13 protein-coding genes are annotated in these 13811 nt (G+C 67.0%); 6 read left to right on the top strand and 7 right to left on the bottom strand.

What is annotated here, in order from left to right; translation table 11 throughout:
• Window positions 1-26: 26 nt before the first annotated feature.
• The 4 genes from ABIA73_RS19470 to ABIA73_RS19455 form a co-directional block, all read right to left on the bottom strand.
• The gene (locus ABIA73_RS19470; protein ID WP_279208956.1) at window positions 27-1166 is read right to left on the bottom strand and encodes a hypothetical protein; all 1140 of its coding nucleotides are present in this window, start codon (window positions 1164-1166) and stop codon (window positions 27-29) included.
• 131 nt (window positions 1167-1297) lie between these two features.
• A complete protein-coding gene (locus ABIA73_RS19465; RefSeq protein ID WP_033832411.1) occupies window positions 1298-1900 on the bottom strand; it encodes a thioredoxin family protein in 603 nt (200 codons plus the stop codon).
• A 16-nt stretch (window positions 1901-1916) separates the two neighbouring features.
• Window positions 1917-3416, bottom strand: a complete 1500-nt coding sequence (locus ABIA73_RS19460; protein ID WP_033832413.1) for a peptide MFS transporter — start codon at window positions 3414-3416, stop codon at window positions 1917-1919.
• Between the two features lie 179 nt (window positions 3417-3595).
• On the bottom strand, window positions 3596-4471 hold the full coding sequence (locus ABIA73_RS19455) for a tryptophan 2,3-dioxygenase (RefSeq protein ID WP_049464095.1): 876 nt from the start codon (window positions 4469-4471) through the stop codon (window positions 3596-3598).
• 325 nt (window positions 4472-4796) lie between these two features.
• On the opposite strand from ABIA73_RS19455, the gene pdhA reads away from it, so the two are divergent.
• The 5 genes from pdhA (at window position 4797) to ABIA73_RS19430 (ending at window position 9892) form a co-directional block, all read left to right on the top strand.
• Window positions 4797-5879 carry a pyruvate dehydrogenase (acetyl-transferring) E1 component subunit alpha gene (pdhA, locus tag ABIA73_RS19450; protein WP_032976633.1) on the top strand — a complete coding sequence of 361 codons (1083 nt, stop codon included), beginning with the start codon at window positions 4797-4799 and terminating at the stop codon, window positions 5877-5879.
• The gene (locus ABIA73_RS19445) at window positions 5872-6939 is read left to right on the top strand and encodes an alpha-ketoacid dehydrogenase subunit beta (protein WP_025874584.1); all 1068 of its coding nucleotides are present in this window, start codon (window positions 5872-5874) and stop codon (window positions 6937-6939) included. The genes pdhA and ABIA73_RS19445 overlap by 8 nt, the downstream gene beginning before the upstream one ends.
• Before the next feature lies 1 nt (window position 6940).
• A complete protein-coding gene (locus ABIA73_RS19440; protein ID WP_025874583.1) occupies window positions 6941-7294 on the top strand; it encodes an SH3 domain-containing protein in 354 nt (117 codons plus the stop codon).
• Window positions 7291-8685 (top strand): dihydrolipoamide acetyltransferase family protein, encoded by a 1395-nt coding sequence (locus tag ABIA73_RS19435; RefSeq protein ID WP_354276185.1) that lies wholly within the window; start codon window positions 7291-7293, stop codon window positions 8683-8685. The genes ABIA73_RS19440 and ABIA73_RS19435 overlap by 4 nt, the downstream gene beginning before the upstream one ends.
• A 223-nt stretch (window positions 8686-8908) precedes the next feature.
• Window positions 8909-9892, top strand: coding sequence for a hypothetical protein (locus ABIA73_RS19430; RefSeq protein WP_354276184.1), 984 nt, complete (start codon window positions 8909-8911; stop codon window positions 9890-9892).
• A 36-nt stretch (window positions 9893-9928) separates the two neighbouring features.
• On the opposite strand, the gene ABIA73_RS19425 is transcribed toward ABIA73_RS19430, so the two are convergent.
• The 3 genes from ABIA73_RS19425 to ABIA73_RS19415 all read right to left on the bottom strand — a co-directional run bounded on the left by ABIA73_RS19425 (window position 9929) and on the right by ABIA73_RS19415 (window position 11953).
• Entirely contained in the window at window positions 9929-10315 is a 387-nt protein-coding gene (locus ABIA73_RS19425) for a VOC family protein (protein WP_025874580.1), read from the bottom strand.
• A 295-nt stretch (window positions 10316-10610) separates the two neighbouring features.
• Entirely contained in the window at window positions 10611-11318 is a 708-nt protein-coding gene (locus ABIA73_RS19420; protein WP_354276183.1) for a helix-turn-helix transcriptional regulator, read from the bottom strand.
• Entirely contained in the window at window positions 11318-11953 is a 636-nt protein-coding gene (locus tag ABIA73_RS19415; RefSeq protein ID WP_059065400.1) for an NAD-dependent epimerase/dehydratase family protein, read from the bottom strand. Before ABIA73_RS19415 ends, ABIA73_RS19420 begins: the two co-directional genes overlap by 1 nt.
• Window positions 11954-12059: 106 nt before the next feature.
• Here ABIA73_RS19415 and ABIA73_RS19410 point away from each other — a divergent pair, with 106 nt between their 5' ends.
• Entirely contained in the window at window positions 12060-13598 is a 1539-nt protein-coding gene (locus ABIA73_RS19410) for a GGDEF domain-containing protein (protein WP_032976627.1), read from the top strand.
• The last annotated feature ends 213 nt before the right edge of the window (window positions 13599-13811 follow it).

The following is a 13811-nucleotide window of genomic DNA, read 5'->3' as shown; positions in this document are numbered from 1 at the left end:
ACGCCATGCGTGGATGACCCACTCGATCAGCTCAGATGCTTGCGCCGCGCATGGATCCACGGCACGGCAAGCGCGCCGATGGCGCCACCGGCAAAGCCCAGCGAGGCAGCAACAGTGGCCGCTTCGACCGCCCCGGGCAACGCCAGTGCGGCAGTGACCAGCAGCAGCGACGGCAGGCCGACGAAGGTGCCCAGGAAGAACGGCCAGCGCGGCGACCAGGTGTTGAGCTGCAGCAGGCTGACCGGCTGCCACGCTTCGGACGACGCATCTTCGGCGATCTTCGCTACCACTCTGCCCAGATCCACTTCCGGCAGCAGCTTGCCCGGACGGGCGGCGGCAATCGCCTCGGCCACGGCCTCGACGGGCGGGAAGCTGCCCGGCCACGCCACCGGTGCCGGCACGCCATAGGCGGTCAGCAGCGGCACGCTCAGCCATGGCGCCACCAGCGGGCGCAGCCTGCGCCGCCCATGCACACACCAGATCTGCGGCTGGCCGTGTGCGGTCACGCTGTACAACGCCAGCTCGCTCGGCGGCGGGTAGCCCAGCATGGTCACCCGGGCCGCCAGGCTGTCCTGGTCCATCGCACGCAGGAAGCCGGGACGGCTGCGCCCTTCCTGCATCCAGGCCAAGCCAAGCGCGCCGACCAGATAGGCCTCGGCGACATCCTTGCTGCCCGCGTTGGCGCGGTCATCACTGGCCAGGTACCAGGCCAGTGACTTCGGTTCGGGCACATCGACCAGGCCCCAGCGGCTGTCGTCGCCCAGCACATGGCGCACCGGCAGGCGGGCCGGTGCGGTTTCACCACGCTCAGCGGGCTGCAGGAACGGCAGCACGCCCTGCACGAAACTGGACAGGTCGATCGCACGCACGCCGTTGCCGTGCCATTCCGGCGGCAGCAGGCCGGCCAGCTGTCCTTCGGCGGCGAGTCGATCCAGCCGCGCCTTCTGTTCCACCAGCTTCTGCACCGCGCCTTTCAGCACCACGTTGTCGGGCAGGGCAATCTGCGGCAGCCGATGCCGCGGCGGTGCCAACTCCAGCGTGTCGTCGCCGGTGCCGGCGTCATCCAGCAGGGCTTCCTGCGCAGGCAGGCTCACGCCATCGGGTGCCTCTCCTTCGGCCAACGGGCTGGCAGGTTCGGGCAGGCGTTCGGCGTGGTCGCTGTGCATGGGCGCTCCGGTCGCGCCGGGTGGCGCAGTGAGGTCCTTGCCATTAACGGCCGAAGGGTAATGATCTGTAGATCCACGCCACGCGTGGATGGCCAGGCAGCGCACCGTGGGCCGCCGGGCACTGTCCAGCGCTACCGGTCAGGTGCCCACTGCTTGAGGAACGCCATCACGCGTGCGGTCTGCACGGCATTGCCCTTGCGCATTGCTTCGCTGGGCTGCGGCGCCAGCAGGGTGCCGTCGGCATCGATCACCAGCAGGTGCGGGTGCTCGCCTTCGAGCGGCGGGAACTGGCCGAGGAACGCCGCGTTCGGGTTCTCGGCGCTGTCGTTGACCTTCACCCACACGTAGTGGGCATCACGGAAGCGGCGCAGATCGCCATTGCCTTCCACGGCTTCATCCAGCGCATGGCAGGGCTCGCACGCGGCGTTGCCCACTTCCAGGATGATGCGCTTGTTGCCGCGCTGGGCCTCGACCTTGGCCGTTTCCAGGTCGGCAACGGGATTGCGGGCCGGGTCGAACTGCGCGCCAAGCCCGGCAATGGCGGCGATGTCGGCCGCCGCCGGGGTGTTCCCCGAGGCCACCGGTTCGCTGGGGTCAGCGACCGGTGGCTCGGTGGGGCGGGTGTCGAGGGGCTGCGTGGGCTCGGGGGCCGCGGGAGGTTGAGGCTGCGAACAGGCGCCGATCAGCGCCGCACACACCACTGCCACCACTGCACCACCGAACGTTGTACGCATGCCCACTACCCTCTCATTACTTCACGCCATGCATCAGCTTGTTGATCAGCGGCGCGACCAGGAACAGGACCACACCCGAACCGATCAAGGCCCAGAACCCGAAGGTATACCCCTTCAGGGCCGATTCGACCGTCATGCCGCCTTCACCGCTGACCGCACCGGCAAAGATGCCCGACAGGTTGTTGCCGATGCCGGTGGACAGGAACCAGCCGCCCATGCCGAAACCGACCAGGCGCACCGGAGCCAGCTTGGTCACCATCGACAGGCCGATCGGCGACAGGCACAGCTCACCGACCGACTGGATGACGTAGACCATGAACAGGGTCCAGAACGGGATCTTGCCGTCCACGACCATGGTCGACAGGGCGAACATCAGCAGGGCGAAGGCCGCGCCGTTGAACAGCAGGCCGAGGCCGAACTTGCGCGGAATGGACGGATTGGCGCGGCCCAGGGCCACCCAGATCCAGGCGATGATCGGCGCCAGGGTGATGATCGCCACCGAGTTGACCGACTGGAACCACGCGGTCGGGAAGGTCCAATCACCCAGCTGGCGGTTGACGATGTTCTCGGCCAGGAAGGTGAAGGAGCTGCCGGCCTGTTCGAAGAACATCCAGAACATGACGTTGAAGGCGAAGATGATCAGCATGGCGATCACGCGGTCGCGCTGCACCTTGCCCTCGCGGATGCCTTCCACCAGCAGCAGCACGGCCAGCGCGGCAAACATCACGCCGAGGATCCAGGCCAGCGCGGTGGCGCCGGTGGCGAGCAGGAAGTAGGCCACCGGAATGGCGAACAGCGAACCGACCAGCACCATGACGATGCGGCCGAAGCCTTCGGCACCGGCCGGCGGCGCGCCGATGCCCTTCAGGCCGGCACGACCGATGTAGAACCACACCAGCGAGATCAGCATGCCCACGCCGGAAGCGATGAACACGACCTTGTAGGACGGCATTTCCGAGGTGCCGAAGACCTTGCGGGCCAGGTACTCGGTCAGCACCGGAGCGATCATCGCGCCGATGTTGATGCCCATGTAGAAGATGGTGAAGCCCGAGTCGCGGCGTTCGTCCTTCAGGCCGTACAGCTTGCCGACCATGGTCGAGATGTTGGGCTTGAACAGACCGTTGCCGACGATGATGGTGGCCAGGCCGAGCTTGAAGATGTGCTCCTGCGGCAGCGAGATCATGAACAGGCCGACGGCCATGATGATCGCGCCGGTCAGGATCGAGCGCTGGTAACCCAGTACCCGGTCGGCCACGTAACCGCCGAAGATCGCTGCGGCGTACACCAGCGCCAGGTAGGCGCCGTAGATGCGGCTGGCGTCGCCTTCACCGGCGGCGTTGCCGTTGTAGAACTGGGCAACGATGTACAGCACCAACGCCCAGCGGATGCCGTAGAACGCAAAGCGCTCCCAGAACTCGGTCATGAACAGCATCCACAACGGGCGCGGGTGGCCCATCGTGGTGTTGAAGTCCGGCAGCGCCGGCTCTGGGGTGTTCGCAGTGGCGTTTACGCTCATGCGGAATTCCTGGTTCGGTGGATGGAGGCACGTCCGATGTGCGGTGAAGCAACGCGCGAGGATCACCGACTTCTGGCGTTCACGTCAAATACACGCCGTTTGAGGCAGGTCGCGGCCTGCTCGCTGAACTTGCATCTGAAACGATCCAGCCAGCCGCGGGCGGCCAAGCTGAATGGGGATCAGGCCAGATCCGGCGGGGGCGCGGCCTGCAGGGTGGTGCGTACCTGGAACAATTCAGGGAAGAAGGTCAGTTCCAGCGCCTTGGCCAGGAAGCCCACGCCGGACGAGCCGCCGGTGCCGCGCTTGAAGCCGATCACCCGCATCACCGTGCGCATGTGGCGGAACCGCCACAGCTGGAAGGCCGTTTCCAGGTCCACCAGGTCCTCGCACAGCGCGTACTCGCGCCAGTAGCGGTCGGTGTCCTGGTAGATGCGTTCGAAGACCGGCTGCAGGCTGTCGTCGGCCACGTGTGGCTGGGTCCAGTCGTGCGCCTCGTACACCGCCGGCACGGCGTGGCCGAAGCGGGCCAGGTACTTCAGGAATTCCTCGTACAGGCTCGGCGCCTCCAGCACGGTGCGCAGCTGCGCCTGCCCGGCCGTGTCGTGCTCGAACACCTGCAGCATCTGCGCGTTCTTGTTGCCCAGCAGGAACTCGATGTAGCGGTACTGCAGCGACTGGAAGCCCGAGGACGGACCCAGCACGTCGCGGAAGCCCAGGTACTCGGACGGGGTGAGCGTTTCCAGCACCGACCACTGCTCGGTCAGCTGGCGCAGCACCTGCTTGCTGCGCGCCAGCACCTTGCGGCACTGCCAGACCTCATCGCGCTGCAGGAAGCCGATCGCCGCACCCAGCTCGTGGCCCAGCAGCTTCAGCCACAGCTCGGAGGTCTGGTGCTGGATGATGAAGAGCATCTCGTCGTGATGCGGCGGGTTGGACAGCGGCTGCTGCGCGCTGAGCAGCTGGTCCAGCCGCAGGTAGCCGCCGTAGGTCAGCCGCCCCTGCAGATCGGTGTGGATACCGGCTTCGAGATCGCGTTGGTTGTTGTCGACGGACATGGGCGGGACCAGATCGGGGGCGGCAAGGGTAGCGCGTTGCCGCCGCGCTGGCAGCCGCGATGACCGTACCGGGGCGTGCGGTAGGCCTGTGGAACGGTGGTTGCGCGTGGAACCGTTTGCGCCGTTCTACTGGCGCTCAGCCCAGCGTCGCTTGTGATGCTTTGCAGCAATGGCTGAATACGTTGAAGTTATTGGCATCATGCGCCCGGAAGGGGGTACAAAGGACGGTGGTCCGTGCTGCGCCGCAGGACGGCTTTTTCGTACGCATTCCTTAACATGGCGATTCATATCATTTGTAACTTCTCTGTCGAAGGTGCAGTACGCAATGACGGTTGCCGCTGAGTTCAAGATCGAATACCTGCAGTATCTGGACACGGACGGCACGCTCGTCCGCGATGACCTGCCCGAAGCCCTGCGCGACCCACGCGCGTTGCTGCCGATGTTCAAGCAGATGCTGTTCGTGCGCGTGTTCGACGGCAAGTCGATCGCGCTGCAGCGCACCGGCAAGCTGGGCACCTACGCGGCCTGCCTCGGCCACGAAGCCGCGCATGTGGGCATCGGCGCCTCGATGCAGAAGGACGACGTGTTCGCACCGTCCTACCGCGAGTACGGCGCGATGTTCATGCGTGGCGTGCGCCCGCACGACGTGCTGATGTACTGGGGCGGCGACGAGCGCGGCAACGACTACGGCGGCAATGCCGCCAAGGACTTCCCGTTCTGCGTGCCGATTTCCACCCAGTGCCTGCACGCCGCAGGCGCTGCGCTGAAGTTCAAGCTCAACAAGGAACCGCAGATCGCGGTGGCCGTATGCGGCGACGGTGGCAGTTCCAAGACCGACTTCTACGCGGCCTTGAATTCGGCCGGTGCCTACAAGCTGCCGCTGATCCTGTGCATCGTCAACAACGGCTGGGCCATCTCGGTCCCGCGTTCGGCGCAGACCGGTGCCGAGACGCTGGCACAGAAGGGCCTGGCCGGCGGCCTGCACTGCCTGCAGGTGGACGGCAACGACCTGATCGCGGTGATGGCCGCCATGCTGCAGGCGCGCGAGCGTGCGCTGGCCGGCGACGGCGGCACCGTGCTGGAACTGATGACCTACCGCCTGTCCGACCACACCACCGCCGATGACGCCCGCCGCTACCGCGACGACGCCGAAGTGAAGGATGCCTGGCAGCGCGAGCCGATGCTGCGCCTGCGCAAGTACCTGACCAACGCCGGTGTCTGGAGCGAGGAAGAAGAAGCTGCCTGGACCGCCGAGTGCGGCAAGCGCGTGGACGAGGAAGTGAACCTGTACCTCAACACGCCGGTGCAGCCGGTCGAGGCGATGTTCGATTTCCTCTATGCCGACCCGCCGCAGGACCTGCTGGCCCAGCGTGCCCAGGCGATCGCCCTGGAGCAGCGCCATGGATGAGATCAAGAACGGCGCGTCCAGCGCGCATACCAACGCCGCCGACAGCGCTGCCGTCGCGCGCGGAGAACAGAACATGACCGACACCCCGATCACCCTCATCGAAGCCATCACCCAGGCGCTGGCCTGGGAGCTGGAGCACGACAAGTCGGTGCTGGTGCTGGGCGAAGACGTGGGCGTCAACGGCGGCGTGTTCCGCGCCACCGCCGGCCTGCAGCAGCGCTTCGGCGCCGACCGCATCCTCGACACCCCGCTGGATGAAACCACCATCGCCGGCCTCACCATCGGCCTGGCCGCACAGGGCATGAAGCCGGTGGCCGAAGCGCAGTTCGATGGCTTCATGTACCCGATGGTCGACCACATCATCTGCCACGCCGCGCGCCTGCGTTACCGCACTCGTGGCCGCCTGCACTGCCCGATGGTGCTGCGCGTGCCGTGGGGTGGCGGCATCCGTGCGCCGGAGCACCACAGCGAGGCCAACGAAGCGATCTTCACCAACGTGCCGGGCCTGCGCGTGGTGCTGCCGTCCTCGCCGCAGCGCGCCTATGGCCTGCTGCTGGCCGCGATCCGCGAGCCGGATCCGGTGATCTACATGGAACCCAAGCGCATCTACCGCCAGTACAAGGAAGTGGTCGTCAACGACGGCGAAGCCCTGCCGCTGGACGTGTGCTTCGTGCTGCGCGATGGCACCGACGTGACCCTGGTGACCTGGGGTGCGCAGGTGAAGGAAGCGCTGGAAGCGGCCGACAAGCTGGCCGGCGAAGGCATCAGTGCCGAAGTCATCGACGTAGCCACGCTGCGTCCGCTGGACTTTGCCACCATCGCCGAGTCGGTGGCCAAGACCGGCCGCTGCGTGATCGTGCAGGAGGCCCCGAAGACCGCGGGCTTCGGCGCGGAAATCGCCGCACGCCTGGCCGAGGAATCGATCTACGACCTGCTGGCTCCGGTCGAGCGCGTCACCGGTTACGACACCCACATTCCGCTGTTCCGCCTGGAGATGAAGTATCTGCCGAGCGTGGAGCGGATCGTGGCGGCGGCCAAGCGCGCGGTGGCGGCAGGCTGACATGCGGGCCCGCCTTCTCGGGGCTTACCGCAGCCAGTATCCCAACCCGCTCCGGTTCCGCACCGGCCAGATCGTCGAAGTAGGTGTACGTGACGAGGAATGGCCGGCGTTTGCCTGGGTGCGCACCAGCGATGGGCGCGCCGGATGGGCACCGGTAGCGTGGTTGCAGCTGTTGGACGATGGTCGCGCCGAAGCCCTGCGCGACTACGACGCCCGCGAGCTGGATGTGGAGAACGGCGAGATGGTCAAGCTTCATCACGAACACGGCGGGTGGTGGTGGTCCGAGCGCGCCAATGGCGCGACGGGCTGGTTGCCTGCCCGCGAACTGGAACTGCTGGAAGAGAACTGCAAATGAGCCAGACCAAGAACTTCAACCTGCCCGACCTGGGCGAAGGCCTGCCGGACGCGACCATCGTCGAGTGGTTCGTCAAGGAAGGCGATGTGATCAAGCTGGACGAGCCGCTGGTCTCGATGGAGACCGCCAAGGCCGTCGTCGAAGTGCCCTCGCCGTTCTCCGGCACGGTGCTGAAGCTGTCCGGCGCTGCCGGCGACATCATCCCGACCGGCGCGGTGCTGGCCAGCTTCTCGCTGGACCCGAACCTGCCGCAGCGTGCTGACGGCCAGGACACCGGCCACAGCCACGGCCATGCCGCTCCGGCTGCCGCCGCAGCTCCGACGCCGCCGCCGCTGCCCACCGCAGCCGCCCCGGTAGCTGCAGAAGAAGCCAAGCCGGCTGCCGCCGAGCGTGATGACGCCGGCACCGTGGTCGGCGCGATGCAGAGCTCCAACGCTGTGCATGCCGAACAGGCGCTGGCTGTGGGCGGCGTCAAGGCCGTGCCGGCGGTGCGTGCCACCGCGCGCAAGCTGGGCGTGGACCTGAGCCGCGTACGTGCCACCGGCGCCGATGGCGCGGTGACCATGGCCGACGTCAAACAGGCCGCCGCCGACGGCAGCGCGAAGATCGGCGCGGCACCGGCAGCGGTTGCTGCACCGGCTGCTGCCGCACCGGCCCCAGCCCAGGCGGCCGCACCGGTACAGTCCGACGCACGCACCCCGCTGTCTGCTGCCGGCAAGCCGATGCGCACCCAGCCGCCGGGCGTGGTCGCCAAGGGCCAGCCGGAACCGCTGAAGGGCGTGCGCCGCAACATGGCCCGCGTCATGGCCGATGCGCACAGCAAGGTCGTGCCGACCACGCTGAACGACGACGCCGACATCCACGCCTGGCTGCCGGGCAACGACGTCACCGCGCGCCTGGTGCGCTCAATCGTGGTCGCCGCGCAGAAGGTGCCGGCGATGAACGCCTGGTTCGACGGTGAAGCGCTGACCCGCACCCTGCACGCGCAGGTGGACATCGGCATCGCCGTGGATACCGACGACGGCCTGTTCGTGCCGGCCCTGCGCAACGCCGACATGCTCGACGCGCGTGGCATCCGTGAAGGCGTGAACCGCCTGCGCGAGCAGGTGGAAGCGCGTTCGATCGCGGCCTCGGAGCTGAGCGGCTACACCATCTCGCTGTCCAACTTCGGCATGTTCGCCGGCCGCTACGCGACCCCGGTCGTGGTGCCGCCGTGCGTGGCCATCGTCGGTGCCGGCCGTGCCCGCCACCAGATGACCCCGGTGATGGGCGGCGTGGAAGCGCACAAGGTCATTCCGCTGTCGGTGACCTTCGACCACCGCGCCGCCACCGGCGGTGAAGCGGCCCGCTTCCTGCGCGCGATGATGGACGATCTGGCGCTGGCCAGCTGATTGGTGGGTGCCAACCGTTGGTTGGCACATGACCTGAAAAAGCGCCGGGCACTGCCCGGCGTTTTTTTGTGGCTGCTCCGTCGCGCTCCATCCACGCATGGCGTGGATCTACTGGGCTCTCCGACAGTCGGGCGAGAGCGCAAGGGAGCATTTTGAGAATAGTTGCATGGATTCCCAAGAGTAGCTCGATAGCATTGAGCCTCTCTGCAGACGTCGAATTTCCATGTTTGAGACACCACCCACACTCGAAGAATTCCTGAAGGCGGGCGATGATTTTTTCCGCGCCTCCCCGTTCAGCACACTGCTGCCGAGGGATGAGGATCCGTCGGACACGAACTGGGTCCTCGGCATCATCTTCCTGCGCTGGCTCGCCCGAAATCGCGCGTTCCTTGACGCATCGGTCGGCTCTACGGTGGCAGCCGCTCCCTCGCCGGCAGATGCCTTGGCATGCGTCGAAACTGCCTTCCAGGACGAAATTCCCGGCGCTGCGTTCGACCCGGAATTGCTGGAGTTCACCGTCCGCTACTTCTGCATGGCCGCACCCTACTTGTCGGACTTCTTCTCGTTGTTCCCTCAAGACGCCACGCCTTCGCCGAACGCCATGTGGGACAAACAGGAGCAGATGTACGCAATTATCGACTCCCGCCTGCAGTCATGGCGCAACGGCGAGTCCATCGTCCGGGCGATCATCCCCAATGCCGATCAACAAGGACACGCCGAACCGGCTACGCCGCTGGACGCTGACGTCTGGATCACGATGCTCGCAACGCTATCGGATGCTGCGGTCACCCACGAAGGTGACCGTGCATACGCCAACCACTTCTACAGGCCACTGACAAAACCACCGTCAGTAGAAGTCGTCCTTGCGGTCATGAGGGAATTCCTCCGGAACCCGCCACATGACGCGTCGATCATGTGTGCAGCGGAGAACTTCCTGTCGGATATTCCGCTCTCCCGCTACATCAAAGCGTATTCCATCCTCGCACCCGACCTCTTGGGCGTCTCTTCAGATGCTGCGCTCAATCTCTTCAACTATCCGGGCAGTGAATTAACGCCACGCCGAGTCCGACAGTTCATCAAAGAGCTCAGGCGATGCAATCCAGGCCGCGACGTGGTCGCAGAGCTGGCCCAGCTGGCCATTGATTGGGATTCGGAAGACGACGAGATATTCTCAATCGTCATCGACGCAGCGCAGAAGCAAGGGTAGGTCCAGGAGCCAGCAAGTGCCGGCCCCCTACCTTGATCAGTTCCGCGCGACCATGCCCTCGGCGCGGCTGTAGACACGCAGCCGGTGGCCATCAGGATCGATGCCGACGAAGGTGTGACCGAATTCAAGCGTCACCGGCGCCTGCAGAATCTGCACGCCGAGTGCGCGCCACGCATCATGCATCTGCTGCACGGCGTCGGGGTTGGCGACCACCATCGCCAGTTCGGCGGCGCCAGCCCGCGCATGCACTGGCGGCTGCACGTCGTCGCGCTGCCACAGGCCGAGCGCGGCGCCATCGCCGAGCAGGAACAGGGCAAAGCCGGGCGACTGTTCGACCGGTGCCGTGCCGAGGATGCCGCTGTAGAAGGTGGCACTGGTGGCAACGTCGCGCACGTACTGCAGCAGGGTGCTTGGTTTGAACATAGGAAAGCTCCGTGGTTGGGAGCGGTCATGGTGGCCCTGCCCTGCTGACAGATCCTGTCAGCAGCGTCGAGCAGGCTCGACTGCCTTTGCTCTGGCTTTGGTAGATGTCGAGCTTGCTCGACTGCTGCTGCTTCCGCTTTGGTAGATGTCGAGCTTGCTCGACTGCTGCTGCTTCCGCTTTGGTAGATGTCGAGCTTGCTCGACTGCTCTCCGCGAAGAGCAAGAGCGTCGAGCAAGCTCGACATCTACCAAAGCCAGAGCAACGACCAGAAGCGGTCGAGCAAGCTCGACCTCGTCACGAACGGTCCAGCCAATCCGGAGCGATGCCCTGCGCCTTCTGCCAGCGCCGCAACAAGGTCGCACGTGGCACCAGGTAGTGCTCTTCCAACGCACGCACATGGCGAATGCGATCCAGGCGGAAATGACGGAAGTCCTCGCGGCCCTCGCACCACGCCACCAGCATCGGCACTTCATCGAAGTACCCCAGTGCGAACGGCCAGACCACGCGCTCGGTACGCCGGCCCTGCGCATCTTCATAGGCAAACTGCAGCCGCTGCTGCCTGCCCACCGCTTCGCGTACGGCCTGCAGCCGCGCCGGGGGTACCTTGGCCGTCGTTCGCGATGGCCCCACCCGCAGGCCGCTGTCACGCAGCGCATCGCGTCGCGCCGCCGGCAGCACGTGCGCGATCCGCGCCAGGGCATCACGCGCGGCCTCGGCCAGGGCCGGCTCGGTGCGTGCCGCCACCCAGCGCAGGCCGAGCACCAGCGCGTCGATCTCGGCCGGTGGCAAGGTCAGCGGCGGCAGCACATCGCCCGGTTCCAGCTGGTATCCGACACCGGCTTCCCCGCGCAGATCGGCGCCCTGCTCGCGCAGCGTTTCAATATCGCGGTACAGCGTACGCAGGCTGATGCCCAGTTCTTCGGCCAGCGCCTGCCCGGCCACCGGCCGGCGATGGCGGCGCAGCACCTGCAGCAGCTGGTTCAGGCGCAGCGCGCGGGACATCAGCCGACCAGATCGCGCGACGGCACCACGCGCTCGCCCGGCTTTGCCGCCAGCGCCGCATCCACCAGCGCGTGGGCAATCACCGGTGCCGGATTGATCCGCCACGCACGTGGCAACACCGGCCCCAGCACACCCAGCACCTGCAGCGCGAAGTGTTCGCCACGGCGGACCTCCTGCCGCTCACCGCCGATCAGCCCCGGCCGCACCAGCGTCAGCGACGGGAAACCCAGCGCGCGCAGGTCGCGCTCCAGCTCGCCTTTGACCCGGCTGTAGAAGATCGACGAACGCGGGTTGGCGCCTGCGGCCGAGTTCAGCGCGAAGGCCTGGGCCCCCTGCGCAAGGGCCAGGCGGGCGAAGGCCAGCGGATAGTCGTGGTCGATGCGATGGAACGCCTCGCGGCTGCCGGCCTGGGCGATGGTGCTGCCCAGGGCGCAGATCACCGCGTCCACCCGGGCCCAGTCCGGCGCATCGGGCAGCCGGGCGAAGTCGAGCACCGGGTTGTGCAGTTTCCCGTGCGGCGCAGCCAGCGGGCGACGGCTGGGCGCGACCACGGCGCTGCAGCGGGGGTCGGCCAGCAGCTGCGACAGGGCGTGGCCTCCGACCAGTCCCGTCGCCCCCAGCAACATCACACGCATACCCACCTCCACTGCGGCATCCTGTCGCCCATCCTATCGGTTCAAGCCACCGCCGGTTGCGCCGATATGCTGTGACCAGCCCCCCTGCCATCCCAGGATGCGTTCCATGACGGACCAGCCCGACCCCCGCCCTGCCCCCGGCACCGCCATCGGGCCGCCTGCGCGCGTGCGCGCGGTGGTCGATGACGGGCGCGGCGATCGGGTGGTACTGCAGGGCGGTAGCAGCGTGGCGTTGCAGCAGCTGTTTGCCGGGGCCGATGCCCCCGAGCCGCTGCTGGCCGCCTTCGCCAATGGCATGGCCACCCTGCCGGGCGAGCTGGGCGACATGGGTGATCGCCTGCAATCGGCGCAGGCCAGTGCCGATTGGCCGCGCTATGGCCGGGCGATGCGGCAGCTGATCGATAAATACATCCGCACCATCGACCAGCACTCGCCCGATGGGCAGCCCGACAGCCTGCGCCTGTCCGAGCAGCTGCGGTTGCTGCTGGGCGGCGCGGTGGTCGCGCTGCTGCAGCACGATCCCGACCTGCGCGAGCAGGCGCAGGCCCTGGCCGTACGCCTGCGCCAATGGCAACCGGGCGCGGCACTGGAACCGATCGAACAGGGCGCGCGCGAGCTGGGCCACCAGATCGGCGTGCGCGCCGAAAGCTGGCAGGAACAGCAGGCGTTGTTGCTTGAGTTGTTCGCCCTGCTGCTGGAGAACGTCAGCGAGCTGCTGGATGACCGCAGTTGGCTGCAGGGCCAGATCGCGGCCGTGCGCCAGTTGCTGGCCGGGCCGCTGGAAGCCGAATCGGTCGAGCGCACCCGCGCCGAGCTGCGCGAGGTGATCTACAAGCAGGGCCTGCTGCGGCAGGGAATCGACGATTCGAAAGCGGCCATGCGTAGCTTGATGGGCGAGTTCATCGAGCGCATGGATGGCATGGCTGCCAGCACCGGTGAATACCACGACCGCATCGGCAGCTACGCGCTGCAGTTGCGCGAGGCGCGCAGCATCGCCGACCTCAACCACCTGCTGCAGGAAGTGATGCAGGACACCGGCAAAGTGCAGCAGCAGGCGGCGCAGGCGCGCGATCACCTGGCCAGCGCGCGGCAGGAAGTGGAACGCGCCGAACAGCGCATCAACCAGCTGGAACAGGATCTGCGCGCGGCCGGCGATCTGGCGCGTATCGATCCTTTGACCCAGGCCCTGAACCGGCGTGGCCTGGATGAACTGCTGCAGCGCGAGCTGGCCCGCGCCGCACGCAACCACTCGCCGCTCGGACTGGCGGTGATCGACCTGGATGATTTCCACCAGACCAACGACGAACACGGCCATGCCGGCGGCGACGCGCTGCTGCAGCACCTGGTTGCAGTGTGCCGCCTGCTGCTGCGTGCCACCGATGGCATCGCCCGGCTGGGCGGCGACGAATTCGTGCTGGTGCTTCCCGAAACCCCCGGCGCGGACAGCATGGCCACGGTGCAGCGGCTGCAGCGCTCACTGGCGCATCGCGTGCTGACCCTGCAGGAGCGGCGCATCCCCGTGCATTTCAGCGCGGGCCTGGCGCAATGGCAGCCGGGAGACGATGCCGATACGCTGCTGCGGCGCGCCGATGACGCGCTGTACGCGGCAAAGCGCCAAGGCAAGAACCGGGTACACGCGGGCTAGCTCGTCGGTGGGTGCCAACCTTGGTTGGTGCTTGCGGGAATAAAACCGCCGACCAAGGTCGGCCTCTACCGGGCAAGGCACCGGAAACCGCTGGGTAGGTGCCAACCCTGGTTGGCAAGCGCGGACAACAAACCGCCGACCAAGGTCGGCCTCTACCGGGCAAGGCGCCGGAAACCGCTGGGTAGGTGCCAACCTTGGTTGGCACGCGCGGAC

This window comes from Stenotrophomonas sp. 2694 (assembly GCF_040548715.1).
Classification (GTDB): domain Bacteria; phylum Pseudomonadota; class Gammaproteobacteria; order Xanthomonadales; family Xanthomonadaceae; genus Stenotrophomonas; species Stenotrophomonas indicatrix.
This window is presented reverse-complemented; position numbering and strand designations above follow the sequence as displayed.

Excerpts from the sequence above, each read along its gene's own strand:
- ABIA73_RS19430 (WP_354276184.1), top strand. The coding sequence starts at position 8,909 with ATGTTTGAGACACCACCCACACTCGAAGAATTCCTGAAGGCGGGCGAT.
- ABIA73_RS19460 (WP_033832413.1), bottom strand. The coding sequence starts at position 3,416 with ATGAGCGTAAACGCCACTGCGAACACCCCAGAGCCGGCGCTGCCGGAC.
- ABIA73_RS19440 (WP_025874583.1), top strand. The coding sequence starts at position 6,941 with ATGCGGGCCCGCCTTCTCGGGGCTTACCGCAGCCAGTATCCCAACCCG.
- ABIA73_RS19435 (WP_354276185.1), top strand. The coding sequence starts at position 7,291 with ATGAGCCAGACCAAGAACTTCAACCTGCCCGACCTGGGCGAAGGCCTG.
- ABIA73_RS19425 (WP_025874580.1), bottom strand. The coding sequence starts at position 10,315 with ATGTTCAAACCAAGCACCCTGCTGCAGTACGTGCGCGACGTTGCCACC.
- ABIA73_RS19445 (WP_025874584.1), top strand. The coding sequence starts at position 5,872 with ATGGATGAGATCAAGAACGGCGCGTCCAGCGCGCATACCAACGCCGCC.
- ABIA73_RS19465 (WP_033832411.1), bottom strand. The coding sequence starts at position 1,900 with ATGCGTACAACGTTCGGTGGTGCAGTGGTGGCAGTGGTGTGTGCGGCG.
- pdhA (WP_032976633.1), top strand. The coding sequence starts at position 4,797 with ATGACGGTTGCCGCTGAGTTCAAGATCGAATACCTGCAGTATCTGGAC.
- ABIA73_RS19410 (WP_032976627.1), top strand. The coding sequence starts at position 12,060 with ATGACGGACCAGCCCGACCCCCGCCCTGCCCCCGGCACCGCCATCGGG.
- ABIA73_RS19415 (WP_059065400.1), bottom strand. The coding sequence starts at position 11,953 with ATGCGTGTGATGTTGCTGGGGGCGACGGGACTGGTCGGAGGCCACGCC.
- ABIA73_RS19420 (WP_354276183.1), bottom strand. The coding sequence starts at position 11,318 with ATGTCCCGCGCGCTGCGCCTGAACCAGCTGCTGCAGGTGCTGCGCCGC.
- ABIA73_RS19470 (WP_279208956.1), bottom strand. The coding sequence starts at position 1,166 with ATGCACAGCGACCACGCCGAACGCCTGCCCGAACCTGCCAGCCCGTTG.
- ABIA73_RS19455 (WP_049464095.1), bottom strand. The coding sequence starts at position 4,471 with ATGTCCGTCGACAACAACCAACGCGATCTCGAAGCCGGTATCCACACC.